This is a genomic window from Pseudomonas sp. A1230 (assembly GCF_044218825.1).
In the GTDB taxonomy this organism is placed as follows: domain Bacteria; phylum Pseudomonadota; class Gammaproteobacteria; order Pseudomonadales; family Pseudomonadaceae; genus Aquipseudomonas; species Aquipseudomonas iridis.
In genome coordinates this window covers 3,652,771-3,673,359 of sequence record NZ_CP162582.1, presented here as the reverse complement: position 1 = coordinate 3,673,359, position 20,589 = coordinate 3,652,771, and the positions used below count along the sequence as shown (strand labels likewise).

The 20,589-nt window shown below is 59.7% G+C and carries 20 protein-coding genes; 11 read left to right on the top strand and 9 right to left on the bottom strand.

What is annotated here, in order from left to right; all coding sequences use genetic code 11:
- Positions 1-77 precede the first annotated feature (77 nt).
- The 4 genes from AB4P97_RS17205 (at position 78) to AB4P97_RS17190 (ending at position 4,047) form a co-directional block, all read left to right on the top strand.
- Positions 78-977 carry a LysR family transcriptional regulator ArgP gene (locus tag AB4P97_RS17205; RefSeq protein WP_042560701.1) on the top strand — a complete coding sequence of 300 codons (900 nt, stop codon included), beginning with the start codon at positions 78-80 and terminating at the stop codon, positions 975-977.
- Between the two features lie 94 nt (positions 978-1,071).
- Positions 1,072-2,064 carry an NAD(P)-dependent oxidoreductase gene (locus tag AB4P97_RS17200; RefSeq protein WP_042560700.1) on the top strand — a complete coding sequence of 331 codons (993 nt, stop codon included), beginning with the start codon at positions 1,072-1,074 and terminating at the stop codon, positions 2,062-2,064.
- A gap of 125 nt (positions 2,065-2,189) precedes the next feature.
- Positions 2,190-3,044 carry an ATPase gene (locus AB4P97_RS17195; protein WP_042560699.1) on the top strand — a complete coding sequence of 285 codons (855 nt, stop codon included), beginning with the start codon at positions 2,190-2,192 and terminating at the stop codon, positions 3,042-3,044.
- Between the two features lie 154 nt (positions 3,045-3,198).
- A complete protein-coding gene (locus tag AB4P97_RS17190; protein ID WP_042560698.1) occupies positions 3,199-4,047 on the top strand; it encodes a cache domain-containing protein in 849 nt (282 codons plus the stop codon).
- A 120-nt stretch (positions 4,048-4,167) separates the two neighbouring features.
- Here the strand turns inward: AB4P97_RS17190 and AB4P97_RS17185 are convergent, their stop codons facing one another.
- Both AB4P97_RS17185 and pobA read right to left on the bottom strand, forming a co-directional pair.
- Positions 4,168-5,685 carry an MDR family MFS transporter gene (locus AB4P97_RS17185; protein ID WP_042560697.1) on the bottom strand — a complete coding sequence of 506 codons (1,518 nt, stop codon included), beginning with the start codon at positions 5,683-5,685 and terminating at the stop codon, positions 4,168-4,170.
- A gap of 72 nt (positions 5,686-5,757) precedes the next feature.
- On the bottom strand, positions 5,758-6,951 hold the full coding sequence (gene pobA / locus AB4P97_RS17180; protein ID WP_273877563.1) for a 4-hydroxybenzoate 3-monooxygenase: 1,194 nt from the start codon (positions 6,949-6,951) through the stop codon (positions 5,758-5,760).
- A gap of 178 nt (positions 6,952-7,129) precedes the next feature.
- Here pobA and AB4P97_RS17175 point away from each other — a divergent pair, with 178 nt between their 5' ends.
- Positions 7,130-8,014, top strand: a complete 885-nt coding sequence (locus AB4P97_RS17175; RefSeq protein ID WP_395601392.1) for a helix-turn-helix domain-containing protein — start codon at positions 7,130-7,132, stop codon at positions 8,012-8,014.
- 135 nt (positions 8,015-8,149) lie between these two features.
- Here AB4P97_RS17175 and AB4P97_RS17170 read toward each other — a convergent pair whose 3' ends face one another.
- Both AB4P97_RS17170 and AB4P97_RS17165 read right to left on the bottom strand, forming a co-directional pair.
- Positions 8,150-8,326, bottom strand: a complete 177-nt coding sequence (locus tag AB4P97_RS17170) for a hypothetical protein (RefSeq protein ID WP_395601391.1) — start codon at positions 8,324-8,326, stop codon at positions 8,150-8,152.
- Between the two features lie 133 nt (positions 8,327-8,459).
- Positions 8,460-9,365 carry a LysR family transcriptional regulator gene (locus tag AB4P97_RS17165; protein WP_220182553.1) on the bottom strand — a complete coding sequence of 302 codons (906 nt, stop codon included), beginning with the start codon at positions 9,363-9,365 and terminating at the stop codon, positions 8,460-8,462.
- 115 nt (positions 9,366-9,480) lie between these two features.
- Between AB4P97_RS17165 and AB4P97_RS17160 the strand changes: the two genes are divergently transcribed.
- Together AB4P97_RS17160 and AB4P97_RS17155 are read left to right on the top strand one after the other, a co-directional pair.
- A complete protein-coding gene (locus AB4P97_RS17160; RefSeq protein ID WP_395601390.1) occupies positions 9,481-10,359 on the top strand; it encodes an MBL fold metallo-hydrolase in 879 nt (292 codons plus the stop codon).
- A 45-nt stretch (positions 10,360-10,404) separates the two neighbouring features.
- Positions 10,405-11,019, top strand: a complete 615-nt coding sequence (locus AB4P97_RS17155; protein WP_395601389.1) for an NAD(P)-dependent oxidoreductase — start codon at positions 10,405-10,407, stop codon at positions 11,017-11,019.
- A 186-nt stretch (positions 11,020-11,205) separates the two neighbouring features.
- On the opposite strand, the gene AB4P97_RS17150 is transcribed toward AB4P97_RS17155, so the two are convergent.
- Positions 11,206-12,087 carry a LysR substrate-binding domain-containing protein gene (locus tag AB4P97_RS17150; RefSeq protein WP_042560691.1) on the bottom strand — a complete coding sequence of 294 codons (882 nt, stop codon included), beginning with the start codon at positions 12,085-12,087 and terminating at the stop codon, positions 11,206-11,208.
- A 228-nt stretch (positions 12,088-12,315) separates the two neighbouring features.
- Here AB4P97_RS17150 and AB4P97_RS17145 point away from each other — a divergent pair, with 228 nt between their 5' ends.
- Positions 12,316-13,953, top strand: a complete 1,638-nt coding sequence (locus AB4P97_RS17145) for a 5-guanidino-2-oxopentanoate decarboxylase (protein WP_395601388.1) — start codon at positions 12,316-12,318, stop codon at positions 13,951-13,953.
- Positions 13,953-15,401 carry an aldehyde dehydrogenase family protein gene (locus tag AB4P97_RS17140; RefSeq protein WP_395601387.1) on the top strand — a complete coding sequence of 483 codons (1,449 nt, stop codon included), beginning with the start codon at positions 13,953-13,955 and terminating at the stop codon, positions 15,399-15,401. Before AB4P97_RS17145 ends, AB4P97_RS17140 begins: the two co-directional genes overlap by 1 nt.
- Positions 15,402-15,551: 150 nt before the next feature.
- Here AB4P97_RS17140 and AB4P97_RS17135 read toward each other — a convergent pair whose 3' ends face one another.
- Complete coding sequence (locus tag AB4P97_RS17135) at positions 15,552-16,481, bottom strand: AraC family transcriptional regulator (protein WP_042560688.1); 930 nt, start codon at positions 16,479-16,481, stop codon at positions 15,552-15,554.
- Positions 16,482-16,839: 358 nt separating this feature from the next.
- Here AB4P97_RS17135 and AB4P97_RS17130 point away from each other — a divergent pair, with 358 nt between their 5' ends.
- Positions 16,840-17,193 carry a putative quinol monooxygenase gene (locus tag AB4P97_RS17130; RefSeq protein ID WP_042560687.1) on the top strand — a complete coding sequence of 118 codons (354 nt, stop codon included), beginning with the start codon at positions 16,840-16,842 and terminating at the stop codon, positions 17,191-17,193.
- 43 nt (positions 17,194-17,236) lie between these two features.
- Positions 17,237-17,479, top strand: coding sequence for a hypothetical protein (locus AB4P97_RS17125; protein WP_395601386.1), 243 nt, complete (start codon positions 17,237-17,239; stop codon positions 17,477-17,479).
- Positions 17,480-17,483: 4 nt separating this feature from the next.
- On the opposite strand, the gene AB4P97_RS17120 is transcribed toward AB4P97_RS17125, so the two are convergent.
- The 3 genes from AB4P97_RS17120 to AB4P97_RS17110 all read right to left on the bottom strand — a co-directional run bounded on the left by AB4P97_RS17120 (position 17,484) and on the right by AB4P97_RS17110 (position 20,352).
- A complete protein-coding gene (locus tag AB4P97_RS17120; RefSeq protein WP_042560685.1) occupies positions 17,484-18,113 on the bottom strand; it encodes a flavin reductase family protein in 630 nt (209 codons plus the stop codon).
- 272 nt (positions 18,114-18,385) lie between these two features.
- Positions 18,386-18,718 carry a hypothetical protein gene (locus AB4P97_RS17115; protein WP_395601385.1) on the bottom strand — a complete coding sequence of 111 codons (333 nt, stop codon included), beginning with the start codon at positions 18,716-18,718 and terminating at the stop codon, positions 18,386-18,388.
- Positions 18,719-19,032: 314 nt separating this feature from the next.
- Positions 19,033-20,352, bottom strand: a complete 1,320-nt coding sequence (locus tag AB4P97_RS17110) for an MFS transporter (protein ID WP_042560683.1) — start codon at positions 20,350-20,352, stop codon at positions 19,033-19,035.
- Positions 20,353-20,589: the final 237 nt, after the last annotated feature.

Sequence of the window (20,589 nt, the reverse complement as noted above, 5' to 3'; positions counted from 1 at the left end):
GAGTGCTTGCTGGCTATTGTCCGGTCGAAAGCTGTATAAGAAAAACCAATAATGCTGATCGCTCATTAGGAAAACTGATGTTCGACTATAAATTGCTTTCCGCTCTGGCCGCCGTGGTCGAGCAGGCAGGATTCGAACGCGCAGCGCAGGTGCTGGGTTTGTCGCAATCGGCGATCTCGCAGCGCATCAAACTGCTGGAAGCGCGGGTCGGCCAACCGGTGCTGGTGCGCGGCACACCGCCGGCGCCCACCGAGATAGGCCGGCGTCTGCTCAACCATGTGCAGCAGGTGCGCTTGCTTGAGCGCGACTTGCAGACCCTCGTGCCTGCATTGGATGAAGAAGGGCTGCCGGAACGCCTGCGTATTGCCCTCAACGCCGACAGCCTCGCCACGTGGTGGGCGTCAGCGGTGGGGGATTTCTGCGCCGAACAACATCTGTTGCTCGACCTGATCGTCGAAGACCAGACCGTCGGCCTCAAACGCATGCGCGCCGGTGAAGTGGCCGCTTGCCTATGCGCCAGCGAACGTCCGGTAGCAGGCGCGCGCAGTGTCTTGCTCGGCGCCATGCGCTATCGCGCACTGGCCAGCCCGGCGTTCATCGAGCGGCATTTCCCCGATGGCGTGCGCGCTGAACAACTGCCGCGCACTCCGGCGCTGGTGTTTGGCCCGGACGATTTCCTTCAACATCGCTATCTGGCATCGCTGGGTGTGGATGGCGGCTTCGAGCACCATTTGTGCCCGTCCTCCGAAGGTTTTATCCGGCTGACGGAGGCCGGTCTGGGCTGGGGCTTGGTGCCGGAACTGCAAGTGCGCGAGCAATTGCAACGCGGCGTATTGCGCGAACTGTTGCCAGATAAACCGATCGATGTGCCGTTGTACTGGCATCATTGGCGCAATGGCGGTCAACTGCTGGGCTTGCTGACCGAGCAATTGGTACGTTGTTCAGCGCAATGGCTGGTGCCCTTGAAGCAGCTGTAAGCGTCAAGCTGCAAGCGACAAGTGAAGCTTGCGCACTGTTTTTATCTTGCAGCTCGAAGCTTGAAGCTCGCAGCTGGTTTTGTTGGAGCTCTACATGAAAATTCTGGTCACCGGCGCAAGCGGCTTCATTGGCGGGCGCTTTGCGCGTTTCGCCCTGGAGCAAGGCCTGGATGTGCGGGTCAATGGGCGCCGGGCCGAAAGCGTCGAGCATCTGGTGCGTCGTGGCGCCGAGTTCGTCCCGGGTGATTTGACGGATCCGCAACTGGTGCGCGACCTCTGCGCCGACGTCGAGGCCGTGGTGCATTGTGCTGGCGCCGTCGGATTGTGGGGCCGTTATCAAGACTTCCATCAGGGCAATGTGCAGGTCACCGAGAACGTCGTCGAAGCGTGCTTGAAACAACGGGTTCGCCGTCTCGTCCACTTGTCCTCGCCATCGATTTATTTCGATGGTCGCGATCACCTGGGGCTGACTGAAGAACAGGTGCCCAAACGCTTCAAGCATCCCTATGCCGCGACCAAGTACCTGGCCGAGCAAAAGGTCTTCGGCGCACAGGAATTCGGCCTGGAAACCATCGCCCTGCGCCCGCGCTTCGTGACTGGCGCCGGCGACATGAGCATTTTTCCGCGCCTGCTGAACATGCAGCGCAAGGGCCGTCTGGCGATCATCGGCAACGGCCTGAACAAGGTCGATTTCACCAGCGTGCACAACCTCAACGAAGCGCTGCTCAGCAGTCTGCTGGCGGCCGGCTCCGCGCTGGGCAAGGCCTACAACATCAGCAACGGCGCGCCAGTGCCGTTGTGGGATGTGGTCAATTACGTGATGCGCAAAATGGACGTTCCACAGGTCACCAGATACCGGTCCTACGCTCTGGCCTACAGCGCTGCAGCGCTGAATGAAGGTGCCTGCAAACTCTGGCCAGGGCGTCCCGAGCCGACGCTGTCGCGCTTGGGTATGCAGGTCATGAAGAAAAACTTCACCCTCGACATCAGCCGCGCACGGCATTATCTGGACTACGATCCGAAAGTCAGCCTGTGGACGGCCCTCGACGAGTTCTGCGGTTGGTGGAAAGCCCAGGACATTCGCTGAAACGCGTGGATACCAATCGGCCGGCCGGCAATGAACCGCATCGCCGCTTGAGGGTCAATCCCAGCGGCTGCGCGGTTATACTTCGCAGCATTTAGCCATCACCGCGATTCACAAAGGTTGCCTCAATGTCCATGCGTAATGATGCCCACGACGATTTCGATGATGTACCGAGCCTGCGTGCCGATACCTTCGACGACGATGACATTCCGACCACTTCCCGCACCACCGTGCACTCGCGTACACCGCCGGTGGTCAAGGTCAAGGCCGCCAGCACCGGGCCGCTGTGGGCGTTGGTTGGCGCACTGTTCTTCGCGTTCATCGGCTTGGCATGGTGGAGTTTTCAGCAGATATCGCTGATGGAACAGCAACTGGTGGCCACCCAGGAAAGTTTCGCGCGGATCAGCGAGGAAGCGGCGGGGCGCTTGCAGGATATTTCCGGCAAGGTCGTCGCCAGCCAGACCAACGTCAGCACCGACAGCGAGGCCTTGAGGCTGCAGATCAAACAGCTGGAAGGCAAGCTGCTCGATCAAAGCAAACAGCAGCAGGGTGTGGCGGGGCAGGCCAGTGATCTGGACAAGCGTCTGGCGCAGATGTCTGCCCAGACCACCGAGCAGCAGGCTGCCAATACTCAACTGCAAGCGCAGGTAAAAGCCCTGGGCGCAGAGCTGGCAACCATTAAAAGCACTACGGCCGACACCAGTAAGGTCGACGCTCAGCTCAAGGCTTTCGATGCCCAGTTCAAGAGCCTTGGCGCGGATATCGCGGCGTTGAAGAAGCAGGGCAACCCGAGCGCCGAGATTGATCGTCTGGCGCAGGAAATCGTCGTCCTCAAAAGCATGCAGGACAACCGCCCGGCCACGCCACAGGGTGGCGGCAACACGGCCGAGTTCGATGCGTTTCGTGGCCAGATGACCCGCAACCTCAACACGCTGTCGGCGCAGATCCAGAACCTGCAGCAGCAGATCAATGCGCGGCCGTAACGCTTGATCAAATGCCGCGAAGAGCCCTTGCGGTGATGGAGTTGATTCCCCTCACCGCACTGGGCTCTGCAATCCCCTGCATCATTCTGAATATCCATACATAACCCCAACCCGTCTACGCTCTTGGAACACCAACAAGAACGAGGGATGCGTCATGGGGTTTTTGCATAAAGTGGCCTGGCTCGGCGTGATGCTGTTAGTGGGGTTGGGACAAGCCAGCGCCGCAACGACGGAGAAGGATGACAGCAAGGCCGCTATTGCCCTGCTGGAAAAAGCACTGGCCTATTACCACGACAACGGTGACAAGGCGTTCGCCGCGTTCAGTCGCCAGGGCGAGTTTGTCGACAAGGACCGCTACGTGTTTGTGCTCGACACCCAAGGCGTGATGCTTGCCAGTGGCGGCCCGTCATCGGCGTTGATCGGCCGCAATGTCAGTGAAGTGCTCGGTCCTGATCTGCAAAAAGCCTTCAAGGAAGCGTTGCGGGTACCGGAAGGCAACGGCATTCAGCAGGCCGAATACCGTTGGCAGAACTGGTCCGACGGCAAGGTCGAACGCAAGCACGTGTTTTATCAGCGCATCGGCCAGCGCATCCTCGCGGTCGGTTACTACCTGCCCCGTGCGTCGGCAGAACAAGCCAAGGCATTGCTCGACAAAGCTGCCACGGATCTTGGCAAAGACGAAAAAGGCACGCTGACGGCGATCAATTCGCTCAAGGGCGGCTATCTGCAGGATGACCTGTATGTGTTCGTGGTCGATCTGAATACCCAGCGCTATGTCGCCCACGGCACCAACCTGCGCCTGATCAATACCGACTTCGGCAAGATCAAGGACCCGGAGGGCAAGCCGGTGGGCGAGCCGATTCTGGCGCTGATTGGCAAGCAGGATGACGGCGAATACGAATACCGCTGGAAGAACCCGGTGACCGGCAAGATCGAAGACAAGCATGCGTACCTGAAGAAGGTCGGGCATTTTCTGGTGGCTGTTGGGTATTACAGTCCTTGATCACCCAGATCCTGTGGGAGCGGGCTTGCCCGCGATAGCGTCAGATCAGACAAAGCCACGTTGACTGACACGACGCCATCGCGGGCAAGCCCGCTCCCACAGGTTTTTGTCATGCGCGTGCTATTTCGCGCCGTGCTCACGTCCGCGCAGCAGGTTGTTCGGCATCGCAATCGCCGCTGCCAGCCCCAGTAGCGACACCGCCGCGCTGACCCACAGCAAATGCCGGAAGGTCACCGCAAGCTCCGCGCGCAAGGCATTCTGTGCATCACCCGGTGCCGCGTTCAAACCGTCCAGCAGCACATTGCCGGAATGTCCCTCGTTGATCAGCGAACTGCTCGCCAAATGGGCGAAATTCGAATCCTGCAGCAACGCCAGCAACAGCGCCGACATCAACGCCACGCCCACCGCGCCGCCCAGCGAACGAAACAGGTTGGTGGTGCTGGTGGCGACGCCAATGTCGCGTTGCTCCACCGAGTTCTGCGTGCCGACCAATGAAGTCGGGAACTGCATGCCGCCGGCAATACCGCTGAGTACCATGAACAACCCGCTCATCAGCGTCGCCTCGGGCGGGCTGAACGCCATGCCGACAATCGAGATCGGCATCAGGATCGCACCCGTCAGAATTTGCGGTTTGTAGCGCCCGGTGATGGACGTGCGCCGGCCGGCAAAAAATGCCCCGATCGGCAGCCCCATGGCCAGCGGCAGCAGGTGCAGCGCGGCGCTGTCGGCGCCGGCACCGGTGACGGTTTGAAAGCGCAGCGGCATCAACACGATCAGCGAAATCGCCTGGAAACTGGTGAAGAAAATCGTGCACCAGCACAGCAACGCATTACGGTTGGCGAACAGATGCATCGGCAACAACGGCTCCCGTGCGCGACGCTCGTGCCAGACGAAAATCGCCAACACCACGACCGCACAAGCGAACAACCCCAGCACTTCGCTGCTGCGCCACGAATGGCCCTGACCGACCTGCGTGATGCCGAGCAACAACGCGGTCAGGCCAATGATCATCAGTACTGTGCCGAGGTAATCGATGATCGGTTTGCGCTGCGGAATCGGCAGCCCGCGCAGATTGCGATTGGCCACCCACCAGGCCCCGAGGCCCAGCGGCAGGTTGATCAGAAACACCCAGCGCCACGACAGGTACTCGGTCATGTAGCCGCCCAGCACCGGGCCGGCGACGCTCGCGACCGCGTACATGCTGCTGAAATAACCCTGATAGCGGCCACGTTCGCGCGGCGGCACGATGTCGCCGATGATCGCCTGGCTGACCGAGATCATCCCGCCCGCACCGATCCCCTGAAGGATCCGCGCCAGCACCAGTTGCTCCATGCTTTGCGCCATGCCGCAGAACAGCGAAGCCAACGTAAACAGGCCCATGCCGAACAACATCAGTTTGCGTCGCCCGTACAAATCACCGAGTTTGCCGTAGATCGGCACCGCCACGGTCATCGCCACCATGTACCCGGAAATCACCCAGGCCAGCAGGCTGACATCCTTGAACTGTGCGGAGATGGCCGGCATCGACACGGCAACGATGGTCTGATCCAGCGCACCCAGAAAAATCGCCATCATCAGCGCGACCAGCACGCTGCGAATGGCCGGTTTGGGCGTTTCAGGCTGGTTGAGATTGGACACGGACAGAACCTGCGGGCAGAGATGAACCCGCTGGCGAGCGGGGGATGCTCGCCAGTGTAAGTCGGTAGCAGGCTATTCGATAGCCTCGTACGGAAGTCCGACGTAATTTTCTGCAATGGTTTTTCGGCCGGCTTCTGAACTGACGAAGTAGTCCAGTTCCGAGGCGCTGATGCGTTGGCTGAAAGCATCGTGATCGTCGAAGCGATGCAGCATCGAGGTCATCCACCAGGAAAAACGCTCGGCCTTCCACACCCGGCGCAGACAGATCTCGGAGTATTTCTCCAGTAGCTCCGTGCGACCGTCGCGATAGACCTTCAGCAGAATGTTGAACAGTGTGCTGACGTCGCTGGCCGCCAGATTCAAACCCTTGGCACCCGTGGGCGGGACGATGTGCGCGGCATCACCCACCAGAAACATCCTCCCGTACTGCATCGGCTCGACGACAAAACTGCGCAGCGGCGCGATGCTTTTTTCAATCGACGGACCGGTGACCAGTTTCTCTGCAAGCTCTGCGGGCAAGCGACGTTTCAGTTCATCCCAGAAGCGCTGATCGGACCAGTCGTCGACGTTTTCGTCTGCGGGCACTTGCAGGTAATACCGGGTGCGAGTCGCCGAGCGCATGCTGCACAGGGCAAAACCCCGCTCGTGGCGGGCGTAGACCAGCTCGTCATGCACGGGCGGGGTGTCGGCGAGAATCCCCAGCCAGCCGAATGGATACACCCGCTCGAACACCTTCAGGCAATCAGCCGGAATCGACTGGCGGGCGACACCGTGGAAACCGTCGCAACCGGCGATGTAATCGCAATCGACACGCCAGGTTTCGCCATCCTTTTCGAAGGTGACAAAAGCTTCGTCGCTTTTCATGCCGTGAGGAACGACATCGCTCGCTGCGTAAATCGTCGTCGCCCCCGCCTCCCGACGAGCGGCCATCAGGTCGCGGGTGACTTCGGTCTGGCCATAGATCATCACGTTCTGGCCACCGGTCAAAGCATGCAGATCGATGTGCACCTGGCGCCCGTTCAAAGCCAGATCGAACCCTCCGTGCACCAACCCTTCGGCATCCATTCGCTGACCGACGCCCGCCTCACGCAACAGCTCTACCATGCCTTGTTCAAGCACACCGGCGCGGATCCGCCCGAGCACATAGTCAGGTGTCTGACGCTCGATGATGAGGGTGTCGATGCCGGCGTTATGCAGCAGCTGGCCGAGGAGCAATCCGGACGGACCGGCGCCGATGATGGCGACTTGGGTTTTTAGCGTTTTCATTGTTTTTATGACTCGCAAGCTTCACGGGACATTCGCCGGTGAATGATTTTTATGGATCGAGTGCTTGCATTTTTCCCTTGCGGGTCTGTCAATTGAAGGTGAAAACTGAGCCGATACCTGTACATTCTGCCAATCGGGGCGATTATCGCCCGCAACACAAGAGGCCTGGATTGAAGTGATGAACAAGCCCGAGCTGCCTTCGATTCCAGTGTTCAAGCTCTACGGTGAAAGCCTGGACTGGCCGACCCCTGACTTGCTGCACTGTGAAACCATTTCCTCACGCAGTCGCGAACATCAATGGGAAATCAAACCCCACCGCCACGCCGATTTGTGTCAGTTGCTCTTCGTATTCAAAGGTCAGGCAGAGCTTGAAATCGAAGGCCAGCGCACCCAGCTCGAAACACCCGCGATTCAAGTCCTGCCGCCGCTGTCGGTGCATGGCTTTCGCTTTACCGAGGACGTTGAAGGGTTCATCGTTACTCTCGCAACGCCGCTGATCCATCACTTGCAGGCGCAACTGGGCGACGCGGTGCACGCGTTGGCGCAGGCGCATGCCTATTCGGCGGGCAACGATGACGATTATTTGAACAGCCTGTTTTCAGCGTTGCAGGCTGAGTACAACGGCCATCAACCGGCGCGGGAAATGCTCATGCATGCGCTGGTCAGCGTGATCATGGTTTGGGTCAGTCGTCAGGCAATTGTTCGCCACAAGGCCAGCCAGCGGCCACAGCGCCAGCGTGAATACCTCAATGGTTTTATCCAACTGGTGGAAGAGACTTATCGCCAGCATGTGAAGGTTGAGGATCTGGCGCATCGGCTAGGCATTTCGGTGTCGCACCTCAACGGCACATGCCGTGAGCTGGCGGGGCAACCGGCGTTGCAGATCATGCACGAGCGTCAGTTACTGGAAGCCAAGCGCTTGCTGACTTATACCAGCATGACGATTTATGAGATGTCGGAATTGTTGGGGTTTTCCGATCCGACCAACTTCACGCGTTTGTTCAGGCGTCGGGTGGGGATATCGCCAAAGGCGTTTCGCGACCGGTTAAAAGCCGAGCAGTAGCCTCATAAACGCTGCAAAAACCTGTGGGAGCTGGCTTGCCAGCGATGGCGGTGCCTCAGTCGACATCAATGTTGAATGTGAGTCCGCAATCGCTGGCAAGCCAGCTCCCACAGGATCGCATTCCAGTCAGCTGAATCAGCGCAACGCGTTCAGCGTGGCATTGTGCGGAATGCAGCGCTCGAAGTTGCAACTCGCGTAGTCACGGGGCAGTTGTCGCTGCTGCTCGACCCGCCAGGCCGCAGTGCCATACAGCGCGAGCGTGGCGGCGCAGGTGATGAAAATCGCGCAGTACCTTCTTGTTTTGATGTTCATGGTGTTCGACCTCTGAACGAATACTCTGCGGTATTACATTCAGCATAGGTCAGTGCCAAGGACTTGCCAGCCAGCGCGATGGCACATGTAACGCGACATTCAGAACAGTGATGGATCCCTGTGGGAAAAGGGTTTAGAGACCCACATCCCATTCAGGATTCTCGGGAAACCTCACCACCAGAAAATCCAGCAGACTGCGCAACGCCGTCGGCATGTGCTTGCGTGACGCGTACACCGCGTAGATGTTCATCTGTCGCGGCTCGGCATGAGGCAGCAGCCGAATCAATTCACCCGCATGAATATGCCCCCCAGCCTGATACGTCGGCAGCATCGCCACCCCGGCGCCGGCCAGGGTCGCACGTAACAGCGTGCTGGCCTCGTTGGCGCTGATGTTGCCCTGCACCGGCACGGACACCTGCTCGCCGTCCTCTTCGAAGTGCCACAGACTCTTGCCGAAATACGAGTGGGTCAGGCAGTTGTGCCGGCTGAGGTCTTCGACGCGCTGTGGCGGCGGATTTTCACGCAGATACGCCGGGGTCGCGCAGACCACCGAGCGGCACACCGTCAGGCGCCGGGCAATCAGGTTGGGGTCCAGATCATTGCTGGTGCGAATCGCCAGGTCGATCCGCTCATCCACCAGATTCACCGTGCGATCGAGCATCTGCAGGTCAATGCTCACGCCCGGATAGCGCTTGACGTAAGCCGCCATCGCATCGGCCAGTTGCGCCTGGCCGAACGAGGTGCTGACGCTGATCCGCAGCAACCCGCGCGGCGCATCGTCGGGTTCACTGACGGCGGCTTGCATGTCGCTGGACAGTTCGATCATCTGCCGGCAACGCGGCAGGATTTCACTGCCGGCAGCGGTCAGGCTCAATTTGCGCGTGGTGCGGTGCATCAAGCGTGCACCGACCCAGTCTTCCAGTTCTGCCAGATAACGCGAAACCACCGGGCGTGACAGGTCCAGATGATCGGCGGCGGCCGACTGGCTGCCCAGGTCCACCACCGTGACGAATACACGCATTGCTTGGAGACGATCCATGATTTGCCCGCTTTCAGAAACAAACTATGTTCAAGCATCGCATTTTTTGCACTGACTCAGGCAACTAAGCTCTGTCCCATCGCCAGACACGGCATTTCGGACACTGGAGCAACAGATGATCGGCTTCACCACAATCAAACGCGTTTTACTCGCCACGGCCTCCCTCGGCTTCGCCGCCCATGCGGCCGCTGCCAACCTGACCCTTGATGTCTATAACCCGGGCACCCAGGCAATCTTCCCGGTGACCTCGGTGCTGGTCAGCGGTGAAAAAGACGCCATTCTGGTCGACGCGCAGTTCGGCAAATCCCAGGCTGAACAGGTGGTGGAAAAGATCCGCGCCAGCGGCAAGCACCTGACCACCATTTACATCAGCCACGGTGATCCGGATTACTACTTCGGCCTCGATACCCTGACCCAAGCCTTCCCTGACGCCAAGGTGCTGGCCTCGCAGCCGACCGTGGATCACATCAACAAAACCGTCGAAGGAAAACTCGCGTTCTGGGGCCCGAAAATGGGCGCCGACGTCCCTGCCAAAACCATCGTGCCGGGCGTCCTCAAGGGCGACAGCCTGATGCTCGAAGGGCAGAAGTTGCAGGTGATCGGGCTGGACGGCAAACAACCTGATCGCAGCTTCGTATGGATTCCGTCGCTCAAGGCCGTGGTCGGTGGCGTGGTCGTCGCCGAGAACATCCACGTCTGGATGGCCGACACCCAGACCGCGCAATCCCACGCCGATTGGCTGGCAACGTTGCACTCGATCGAAACCCTGAAACCGAAAACCGTGGTGCCGGGACATTACCTGGGTGATGGCAGCCGTTCGCTGGCGAGCGTTAAATTCACCGCCGACTACATTAAAGCGTTCGACGCAGAAACCGCCAAAGCCAAGGACTCCGCCGCACTGATCGCCGCGATGAAAAAGCGCTACCCGACGCTGGGCGAGGAAAGCTCGCTGGAACTGAGCGCGAAAGTCGCCAAGGGTGAGATGCAGTGGTAACCCGATTCTGAACAAGCAGCACTCTCAAGCCAACTGGAGAATGTCATGAGCAAAATCGCAATCATTGGTGCCACCGGTCGTGCCGGTAGCCAACTGCTGGAAGAAGCCCTGCGTCGCGGTCATAGCGTCACTGCCATTGCCCGCGATACTTCGAAGATCGGTTCGCGTGCCGGTGTGGTCGGCAAGAGTGTCGATGTGCTGGATTCAGCAGCGCTGCAAGACGCCGTGGCGGGACACGATGTGGTGATCACCGCCGCGCATTTCGCCACGGTGCCGGCCAGCGCCATTGTCGGGCCGGTCAAGCAGGCGGGTGTGAAACGCTTGTTGGTGGTCGGCGGTGCCGGCTCGCTGTTGCTGCCGGACAACACTCGGGTGATCGACAGTGCAGGTTTCCCGGCGGAGTACAAAACCGAAGCCAGTGCCGGTGCTGCGTTTCTTGAGGCGTTGCGCCAGGAGCAGGAACTGGACTGGGCCTTCCTGTCACCGTCGGCGGAGTTTGTCGAAGGTGAGCGCAGCGGCAAGTTCCGCGTCGGCCAGGATCACCTGTTGGTGAGTGAAGAAGGGCGGAGCTGGATCACTTTTGCTGATTACGCGATTGCGCTGATCGACGAGGTGGAAACGCCGAAGCATTCGCGTCAGCGGTTTACTGTCGGCTACTAAACCGACGCACAGCCCCGCGCTGTCGGCTTCTGAACCCACACACACACACACACACACACACACATCCCGTGTAGGAGCTGCCGAAGGCTGCGATCTTTTGATCTTGTCTTTTAAAAACAAAAGTCAAAAGATCGCAGCCTGCGGCAGCTCCTACAGGGGATTAGGGTTCCTGGTTTGACGAGGTGTTCAGCGGGTGTGCGCCTGCTCAACCAGCCACAGCATCAACTCCTCAAGTGGCGGCGAAGTTTCCCCGCCCTGCGGCACCACCAGGTAGTAAGCCAGCCCGGTCTTCACCTTTAGCTCAAACGGCATCACCAGTCTTCCCGCGTGCAGGTCATCACCGATGAGTGACCAATCACCGATTGCCACCCCCGTCCCGTGGGACGCCATCGACATCGCCTGATCCAGCGTTTCAAAATGCTGACCGCTGCTGACATTGTTCAATTGAAGTGCGGCGGCGCTCAGCCACACCGACCAGTCCTGCACATCGTGAGTCGGATGCAGCAGCAGATGTTGTTGCAGGTCGGCGGGTGTCTTCAGCGCCGGCGAGCCTTTGAGCAGCAGTGGCGAACAGACCGGCGTCAGTTGTTCATCGAACAGATGCAACGCCCCCGGCGAGTTGTCTGGCGGTGTTCCATAAATCACCGCCGCGTCGAACTGCTCACGTTGAAAGTCGACGCCATGTTGCAAAGACGCGGTCAGTTTCACCGGCACGTCCGGGCGCTCCTTCTGCCATTGCAGCAACCGTGGCAAAAGCCAGCGCATCACACAACTCGGCGCCTTGAGTTGCAGGGTCTGACGGCGCACGCCGATCTGCTCCACGGCCTCGCCAAGCAGGCCGAACATCTGTTGCACGCGCAACATCCATTCCCGACCTTCGGCTGTCAGCTTCAACCCTCGAGCCAGGCGAATGAACAGCGGATAACCCAAGTGCTCTTCCAGCCCGGCGATCTGTCGGCTGACTGCACCCTGCGTGATGTGCAACTGCTCGGCAGCCCGGGTGAAGTTGCAGCACTGGGCGGTGATCCAGAACGTGTGCAGGGCGGGCAGGGGCGGCAGTCGTTTCATGTGGATCCAAGCTATGACCTGAGGACATGGCTAGTATGACTTTTAATCGATTGTTGCCGCTACCTGCCGACCGTTCAATGAGCCCATTCCCCCGAATCAATGTGGGAGCGAGCCTGCTCGCGAATACGGTTTCACATTCAGCAATCCTGTGACTGAAACACCGCTTTCGCGAGCAGGCTCGCTCCCACATTCAGTTCGGCGTATCGATCAAACAAGAAGGACAATGACATGGCGACGTGTGGCGAAGTACTGGTCAAGTTACTCGAAGGTTACGGGGTCGAGCAGGTGTTCGGCATTCCCGGGGTGCACACCGTGGAACTGTATCGCGGGCTGGCCCGTTCGAGCATCAACCACGTCACCCCTCGGCATGAACAGGGCGCCGGATTCATGGCTGACGGCTATGCGCGCACCAGCGGCAAACCGGGTGTGTGCTTCATCATTACCGGCCCGGGCATGACCAACATCACCACGGCGATGGGCCAGGCTTACGCCGACTCGATCCCGATGCTGGTGATCTCCAGCGTGCAGTCGCGCAGTCAGTTGGGCGGCGGTCGCGGCAAACTCCACGAACTGCCGAACCAGAGCGCACTGGTCGGCGGTGTTGCCGCGTTCTCCCATACGCTGATGTCGGCGTCGGAACTGCCCGGCATTCTGGCTCGCGCCTTCGCGCTGTTCCAGGCCGGCCGTCCGCGTCCGGTGCACATCGAAATTCCATTGGATGTGCTGGTAGAAGAGGCCGATGAACTGCTTGCCAGCGTCCCGGTCAGCATCGAGCGCGCGGGTGCTGCCCCAACGGCCGTGAGCCGCATGACCGAGCTGCTGGCCGGCGCCAAACGTCCGCTGATTCTTGCCGGCGGTGGCGCCATTGATGCCGCCGCCGAACTCACCGAATTGGCCGAGTTGCTCGACGCTCCGGTGGCGCTGACCATCAACGCCAAAGGCATGCTGGCGTCCCGTCACCCGCTGTTGATCGGCTCGACGCAAAGCCTGGTCGCCACCCGCGCATTGGTCGCCGATGCCGACGTGGTGTTGGCGATCGGCACTGAACTGGCCGAGACCGATTACGACGTCACTTTCGCCGGTGGTTTCGAGATTCCCGGCAAGCTGCTGCGCATCGATATCGACGCCGACCAGACCGTGCGCAACTATCCGCCGCATGTCGCCCTGGTCGCCGACTCGCGCAATGCCGCGCAAGCATTGCTGAGTGCGCTGTCGCACAAACCACTGGCCGAGCGCAGCAGCGATTGGGGTCAGGTTCGTGCTGCGCGTCTGCGCGATGATCTGGCCGCCACCTGGGACGCGCCGACGCGGGCCCAGACGTGTTTCCTCGAAACCGTGCTGCACGAATTACCGGACGCAGTATTTGTCGGCGACTCCACGCAACCGGTGTACACCGGCAACCTCACGTTCAACCCGGAGCGCCCGCGTCGCTGGTTCAACTCGTCGACCGGTTACGGCACCCTCGGCTACGCCTTGCCGGCGGCCATCGGTGCATGGCTCGGTGGCCATTGCGATCAAGGTGCGCGCCCGCCAGTGGTGTGCCTGATTGGCGACGGAGGTCTGCAATTCACTTTGCCGGAACTGGTCAGCGCCGTTGAAGCGCGCACACCGGTGATCGTGCTGCTGTGGAATAACCAAGGCTACGAGGAGATCAAGAAGTACATGGTCAATCGCGCCATCGAACCGGTTGGCGTCGACATTTACACCCCGAACTTCATTGGCGTGGCCAAGGCCCTGGGATGTGCGGCCGAAGCGATCAGCTCGGTTGAACAACTGCGTGTTGCGCTGCGTGCCGCGACCGATCGCCAAGGCCCGACAGTGATTGAAATCGACCAGAGCCAATGGATGCAGGCGGTGGCCCAATGATGAATTTCCCCACCACACTCGACGGCCTCTACATCAACGGCCACTGGTCCGCCGGTCGCGAACATCTGCGGGTGATCAACCCGGCCACTGAGGCGCTGCTGACCACAGTCAATGGCGGTGATGAACTGGCTGTCGATCACGCGGTGAGCGTGGCCGTCGAAGCCTTCAAGGACTGGTCACAAACCACGGGCGCCGAGCGCGGCGCGATCCTGCGCAACATCGCCAACGGCGTGCGCGACGGTCGCGAGCACTTGATGACATTGCAGTCGAGCAACAATGGCAAACCGCTATTCGAAGCGGCCATCGACGTCGATGACGTGATCGCCACGTTCGAGTACTACGCCGAACTCGCCGAAGGCCTCGATGCGCAACAGGACAGCAACGTGCCGCTGCCCAGCGATGATTTCAGCGCACGTCTGCGCCGCGAGCCATGCGGTGTGGTCGGGCTGATCGTGCCGTGGAATTTCCCGATGGTCACCACCGCGTGGAAGCTCGCGCCAGCCCTGGCTGCCGGTTGCTGCGTGGTGCTCAAGCCGTCGGAGGTCACGCCGCTGCCGGAGCTGGAACTGGCGGCGATCATTGCTGAGTCCGGGTTGCCGAACGGTGTGTTCAATTTGGTCTGCGGCACCGGTCTGGCGGTGGGGGCGCCGCTGTCGGCAGACCCGCGTATCGCCAAAATCTCTTTTACCGGCAGCAATGCGGTTGGCGTGCAGGTGATGCAGAGGGCCGCCGAAACCGTGAAGGGCGTGAGCCTCGAATTGGGCGGTAAATCCTCGCTGCTGGTTTTGGCGGATGCGGACATCGATCTGGCAGTTGAACTGGCCTGCGGCGGCGCGTTCTTCAACGCCGGGCAAATGTGCTCGGCCACCAGTCGCGTGCTGGTCGCCGAAGAGTTGGAGGAACAATTCCTCAATCGCCTGCAAAAACGTGCACAAGCGATTCGCGTGGCCGATCCGTTCGACCCGGAAGTAGAAATGGGCGCACTGGTCAATCAGGCGCAATACCAGCGAGTGCTTGGGCATATTGATCGGGGGCTGAGTGCTGGCGCGAAGTTGCTCTGCGGCGGCAATCGTCCTGAACATTTGCCGCGTGGATATTTCTTGCAGCCGACCGTGTTCACTGACGTGCCGCTGGACAGTGCGCTGTGGTGCGAAGAGATTTTCGGGCCGGTGGTGTGTGTGCGCAGTTTCAGCAGCGAAACCGAGGCGATTGCATTGGCCAATGACAGTCAGTTCGGTCTGGTCGCCAGTGTGGTGACCCGTGATGCTGACACGGCGGATCGAGTGGCCAATGCCTTGGAGGCGGGGATGGTCTGGCTCAACGCACCGCAGGTGATTTTCCCGCAAGCTGCGTGGGGCGGTTACAAACAGAGCAGCATCGGTCGTGAATTGGGGCCTTGGGGGTTGGCTGCGTTTCAGGAGATCAAGCATGTGATTCGGGCGGTTTGATCACAGAGATGTGTTGACTGGACTGGCCTCTTCGCGGGCAAGCCCGCTCCCACAGGAATCGCTGTCGTGCATAAAATGTGTGCACACCAATAAACCTGTGGGAGCGGGCTTGCCCGCGAAAAGGTCCGTCGCCGCATCAAATAATCTGGATCAGACCGACAAGCGCAACCGCGCCAGATCCCTTAACGGCGGTGCCCCGAACAAGCGGCTGTACTCACGGCTGAATTGCGACGGGCTTTCATACCCCACCCGATACCCCGCCGCGGAAGCCTCCAGCCCCTCGGCCAGCATCAAGCGCCGCGCCTCTTGCAGGCGCAACTGCTTCTGATATTGCAGCGGACTCATCGCTGTCATTGCTTTAAAACGGTGATGCAAGGTCGAGACGCTGAGGTTCACTTCTTTGGCCAGATCATCAATACGCAGCGGCTGTTCGAAGTTGCCGTTGAGCCACTTGATCGCCTGGCTGATGCGATGGCTCTGGCTGTTGGCAATCGCGATCTCATACAAGCGATGACCCTGCGGGCTGCGCAACAGGCGATAGAGAATCTCCCGGCGAATCAGCGGCGCGAGCATGGCGATGTCTTTCGGTGCATCGAGCAAACGCGCCAGACGCAGCACCGCGTCGAGCATCGCGCTGTCGATTTTCTCGACATACAAGCCGCGTCCGGTCGGCCGGGTCGGCACGGCCATGGGGCCGGCGTCGGCGATCAGTGCGGTGATTTCTGCCGGGTCGATATCCAGGCGTACGGCCAGGATCGGCTCTTCAGGCGACACGTTAACCACTCGCCCGCTCAACGGCATCGAAACCGAGACCACCAGGTAATTCAGCGGGTCGTAATTGAAGAACTCATCGGCCAGCCGCACCTCTTTACGCCCTTGCGCCATGATGCACAGCGCCGGTTGCGCGAGCACTGGGGCGAAGTCGTGGGATCGGGTGTGGCGCGACATGAACAGCGAACCGACAGCGGTCTGATAGCTGCCATCGTCGGTGGTGTTGCGGCGGATGATCGCCGCCAGTTCCGCACGCTGCTTTTCCATGTCAGCACTGGGTTCGGCTTGAAAACGATCGAATGACGTCATGCACGGCATCCTCGGCAAGGGAGGGGGAATGGAGCAGAGCATATGTTTGTGCAAGCACCAGCGGTAGACACATCCTGCCAAATGCTTGCCTGATTCTGCACGGGGGCGCGGCGTTGATTTGTCGTCGAACCCTGTATGAGCTGCCGAAGGCTGCGATCTGTTGATTTTTAAAGGTCAAAGGATCGCAGCCTTCGGCAGCTCCTGCACAAAGCCTGTGTGACGGTGTTGCAACTACTTTCGCAGGATTGTGCAACAGGGCGGCAGGAATCGACTAACGGCGTCTGGCACGCGGCCCTTAACCTTGGATCCTGTCGCAGCCTCCCCCCGGCTGCCACGCGACTCCCTGGGAGGGTTGAACATGTCCAAGCAGATTCCCGTCAGTCATATGGCCTTCGTACGAGCGCGCACCGGACGCTCGGCCGAACTCGGTGTACGCCTGAGCGCGTTGATCGATCCTTCTCGTGCCGCCCCCGGTTGCCTGAGCTTTGCCTTGCAGCATTCGCAGTGTGACCCCGAGTTGTGGCTGGTCTCCGGCTTCTGGAGCAATCAGCAGATGATGACCGCTTACTTCAACAGTCCGGCGATGGAAATCTTCGCCGAGCTGGTGCAGGAACTGGTGGTCAACAGTCTGGATTTCCACACCTTCAAGGATGTCTCGGCGGCGCAGGCGCTCGGCCAGTGTTCAGCACCGATACACAAACTCGTCGGTTGAGGGTTTAATGTCCGGCTTAATTGACTGAGCCAGGACTTGCGACATGGCACGTAAAGAGTTCGAACACTTCGAAGCAGTATCCGCAGTTGTCCCCGTCGAACTGGGTGGCAACAAGGGCTATTACGCGGCAATCGCGGTCAAGGCCCTGGTCGACGGCGGTGCGCCACGCTTTCACAAACTGCTGGAAGATCAGGTGTTCCCCGGCGCCATCGCGGCCGATGAGGCCGCCATCCATGAGCTGGACCGCCTCAAGGGCGTCACCGAAGACGCCGAGTTGATCTGGTAATTCGTTACTTCGCCGCGCCCGGACGCCACATCTTGAACAGGGCTTCAGGTCCCAACTGGAAATAATCCGCCGGCCCGCCGCCGCGCAGAATCGGTTCTGCCGCGGCGGTGTCGTAGACCCCGTCTTTCAACAGCCACTTGGCAATATGCACGGCGACCACTTCGCCGAGGATCAGCCAGCTCGGTACTGTCTCGCCATCAGCGCGCTGCAATTGAATGATCTGCGTGACCTTGCACTCGAAGGACACCGGGCTTTCGGCGACGCGTGGCACTGAAATCACTTTCGACGCCACGGTCGTCAGGCCTGCCAGTTCAAATTCGTTGACCTCTGGCGCGACCATCGCGCAGCTCTGGTTCATCTGTTCGGCCAGCGGACGAGTGGCGAGGTTCCAGACGAATTCGCCGGTCTGCTCGATGTTGTTGAGACTGTCTTTGCGCCCGACGCTTGAGAAGCCAATGATCGGCGGAATGTAGTTGAACGCGTTGAAGAAGCTGTACGGCGCCAGGTTCAACTGGCCGTTGGCATCCTGCGAGGAAATCCAGCCGATGGGACGTGGGCCGACGATGGCGTTGAACGGATCGTGCGGCAGGCCGTGGCCGTTGGCGGGTTCGTAGAAGTGGATGTCATCGGGCATGGCGTGTGTTCCTGAGGGGCTGGGGCTGGCGGCTAATAGTGCAAGCACATTGAGGCAATTTCCAGTCAGCCACAGATATTCCATTTAATGGGCAACCTGTGGGAGCTGGCTTGCCAGCGATGGCATTTTTTCATGCGGCATTAATGTCGACTGGCAGTCCGCCATCGCTGGCAAGCCAGCTCCCACAGGTTCTCCAGTGATTTCATAAAATTGCCATCCCCCAGAAATGACTAAGCCCGGCCGAAGCCGGGCTGTGCGCTGTACAGCGGCGCTTAACTGATGGAAGCGGATTGAGTCCGGTCATAGCCATCTTCAGCAACAGTGGCAGAACCAGTGCGATCGTAACCGTCGGCAGCAACAGTGGCAGAACCGGTGCGGTCGTAACCGTCAGCAGCAACAGTGGCAGAACCGGTGCGGTCATAACCGTCAGCAGCAACAGTGTTGGAACCAGTGCGGTCGTAACCGTCAGCAGCAACAGTGGCGGAGCCTGTGCGGTCGTAACCATCGGCGGCAACGGCCGAGCCAGTGCGATCAAAACCGTCGGCAGCAAAGGTGTTGGCGGCCAGTACGGACAGGGTTAGGGCGAGGATCAGTTTGGTTTTCATGTTCGTTACTCCAGATTCGTTGGCGGGTGTGTCTTGCATGGGTTTCATGCTACGCCAACTAAATTGATTAAAAAGCGCAAAATAATGCTAAAAACTATCGATTAACTTGATGTTAAGGGCGACGCATTTAATGGCTTCCATCATCAGGAGCGAACGTCGCGCAGGTAATCGATCAGGTAGGCACAGGATGCCGAGGCAGAATTAACCGGTGATTAATCGCCGGAAACAAAAAATCGCAGCCTCCGACAACCCCTGTAGGAGCTGCCGAAGGCTGCGATCTTTTGATCTTGCGTGACGTTCAGTCAGTCAATCAGTCAGTCAGTGACGATCCGCGAATGCTTCTGGGTGTCCTTCATGGTGATGTACACCAGCAACGACACAGCGATGCACGCCGTCACATACCAGTAGTAACCGGTTTCCATGCCGATGCTCTTGAACCACAGTGCGATGTATTCGGCGGTACCGCCGAAGATCGACACGGTCAGTGCGTATGGCAGGCCGACGCCCAGGGCGCGGATTTCAGTCGGGAACAACTCGGCTTTGACCACCGCGTTGATCGAGGTGTAACCGCTGACGATGATCAGCGCCGCCATGATCAGGAAGAACGCGCCCCACCAGCTCTGGATGGTGTGCAGAGTCATCAGGATCGGCACGGTGAAAATCGTGCCCAGCACACCGAAGGCGATCAGGATCGGACGACGACCGATCTTGTCCGACAGGCCACCGATGATCGGTTGCAGGCACATGAACAGAAACAGCGTGGCGGCAGAAATGGTTGTCGAGTCGGAGATGCTCATGCCGACGGTGTTCACCAGGTACTTCTGCATGTAGGTGGTGTAGGTGTAGAACGCCAGCGTACCGCCCATGGTCAGGCCAACCACGGTGGCCAGCTCCTTGGGGTGACGCATCAAGGTGCGCATTGCGCTTTCCTTGGACTTCTCTTTCTTGGTGAACGACTCGGTTTCTTCCATGCCGCGACGCAGGTACAGCGCGACCACTGCACACAGCGCGCCGATGGCAAACGGAATGCGCCAGCCCCACGCGTACAACTGCTCGGTGGTGAGTGTCTGTTGCAGCACGATCAATACGCCGAGGGCGATGAGCTGGCCGGAAATCAGGGTCACGTACTGGAAGCTGGAGAAGAAGCCGCGACGGTCCTTGGTCGCCATTTCCGACAGGTACGTTGCGGAGGTGCCGTACTCGCCGCCGACCGACAGGCCTTGCAACAGACGGGCGAAGATCAGCAGGATCGGCGCGCCGATGCCGATGGTGGCGTAGTTGGGGCTCAACGCGATGATCAGCGAGCCGAAGCACATCAGGTACACCGAGGCCATCAACGCTTTCTTGCGTCCGACTTTGTCAGCGTACAGGCCCATCAGCCAGCCACCGATCGGGCGCATCAGGAAGCCCACGGCGAAGATCGCAGCGGTGTTCATCAATTGTGCGGTGGAGGAACCAGCAGGGAAAAAGCTCTTGGCGAAGTACAGCGAGAAGGCGGCGTAGACGTACCAGTCGTACCACTCGACCATGTTGCCAACGGAACCGCTGAAGATCGATTTGATCCGGCTGGCGGTGGTTCTTTCTTTGGCCGGCGCGGCAGCCGACCCAAGTGGCAGGGCGTTGGAGTTATCCATTGAAGGATCCTTCGTTTAATTGTTTTTGTGGAGCGCGTTAAAACGCAGCCTGCGGGGGCTATAGCAGGAGCTGTGCCAACGGGGAGAGGGGCGGTTTAGAAGGGGTAGCGGGTTTTGATGAGCGAAAATCCGCTTATGTTGGGTGGGTGTTGAGCGGATTTTCGCTTAAAAGATCGCAGCCTGCGGCAGCTCCTACAAGTTCAGTGTCATGCGCAAATGATGCGGACACCGGAGCTC

Excerpts from the sequence above, each read along its gene's own strand:
- AB4P97_RS17165 (WP_220182553.1), bottom strand. The coding sequence starts at position 9,365 with ATGGATCGTCTCCAAGCAATGCGTGTATTCGTCACGGTGGTGGACCTG.
- AB4P97_RS17125 (WP_395601386.1), top strand. The coding sequence starts at position 17,237 with ATGGCACGTAAAGAGTTCGAACACTTCGAAGCAGTATCCGCAGTTGTC.
- AB4P97_RS17140 (WP_395601387.1), top strand. The coding sequence starts at position 13,953 with ATGAATTTCCCCACCACACTCGACGGCCTCTACATCAACGGCCACTGG.
- AB4P97_RS17150 (WP_042560691.1), bottom strand. The coding sequence starts at position 12,087 with ATGAAACGACTGCCGCCCCTGCCCGCCCTGCACACGTTCTGGATCACC.
- AB4P97_RS17195 (WP_042560699.1), top strand. The coding sequence starts at position 2,190 with ATGTCCATGCGTAATGATGCCCACGACGATTTCGATGATGTACCGAGC.
- AB4P97_RS17190 (WP_042560698.1), top strand. The coding sequence starts at position 3,199 with ATGGGGTTTTTGCATAAAGTGGCCTGGCTCGGCGTGATGCTGTTAGTG.
- AB4P97_RS17130 (WP_042560687.1), top strand. The coding sequence starts at position 16,840 with ATGTCCAAGCAGATTCCCGTCAGTCATATGGCCTTCGTACGAGCGCGC.
- AB4P97_RS17155 (WP_395601389.1), top strand. The coding sequence starts at position 10,405 with ATGAGCAAAATCGCAATCATTGGTGCCACCGGTCGTGCCGGTAGCCAA.
- AB4P97_RS17175 (WP_395601392.1), top strand. The coding sequence starts at position 7,130 with ATGAACAAGCCCGAGCTGCCTTCGATTCCAGTGTTCAAGCTCTACGGT.
- AB4P97_RS17145 (WP_395601388.1), top strand. The coding sequence starts at position 12,316 with ATGGCGACGTGTGGCGAAGTACTGGTCAAGTTACTCGAAGGTTACGGG.
- AB4P97_RS17135 (WP_042560688.1), bottom strand. The coding sequence starts at position 16,481 with ATGACGTCATTCGATCGTTTTCAAGCCGAACCCAGTGCTGACATGGAA.
- AB4P97_RS17110 (WP_042560683.1), bottom strand. The coding sequence starts at position 20,352 with ATGGATAACTCCAACGCCCTGCCACTTGGGTCGGCTGCCGCGCCGGCC.
- AB4P97_RS17115 (WP_395601385.1), bottom strand. The coding sequence starts at position 18,718 with ATGAAAACCAAACTGATCCTCGCCCTAACCCTGTCCGTACTGGCCGCC.
- AB4P97_RS17200 (WP_042560700.1), top strand. The coding sequence starts at position 1,072 with ATGAAAATTCTGGTCACCGGCGCAAGCGGCTTCATTGGCGGGCGCTTT.
- AB4P97_RS17170 (WP_395601391.1), bottom strand. The coding sequence starts at position 8,326 with ATGAACATCAAAACAAGAAGGTACTGCGCGATTTTCATCACCTGCGCC.
- AB4P97_RS17160 (WP_395601390.1), top strand. The coding sequence starts at position 9,481 with ATGATCGGCTTCACCACAATCAAACGCGTTTTACTCGCCACGGCCTCC.
- AB4P97_RS17120 (WP_042560685.1), bottom strand. The coding sequence starts at position 18,113 with ATGCCCGATGACATCCACTTCTACGAACCCGCCAACGGCCACGGCCTG.
- AB4P97_RS17205 (WP_042560701.1), top strand. The coding sequence starts at position 78 with ATGTTCGACTATAAATTGCTTTCCGCTCTGGCCGCCGTGGTCGAGCAG.
- pobA (WP_273877563.1), bottom strand. The coding sequence starts at position 6,951 with ATGAAAACGCTAAAAACCCAAGTCGCCATCATCGGCGCCGGTCCGTCC.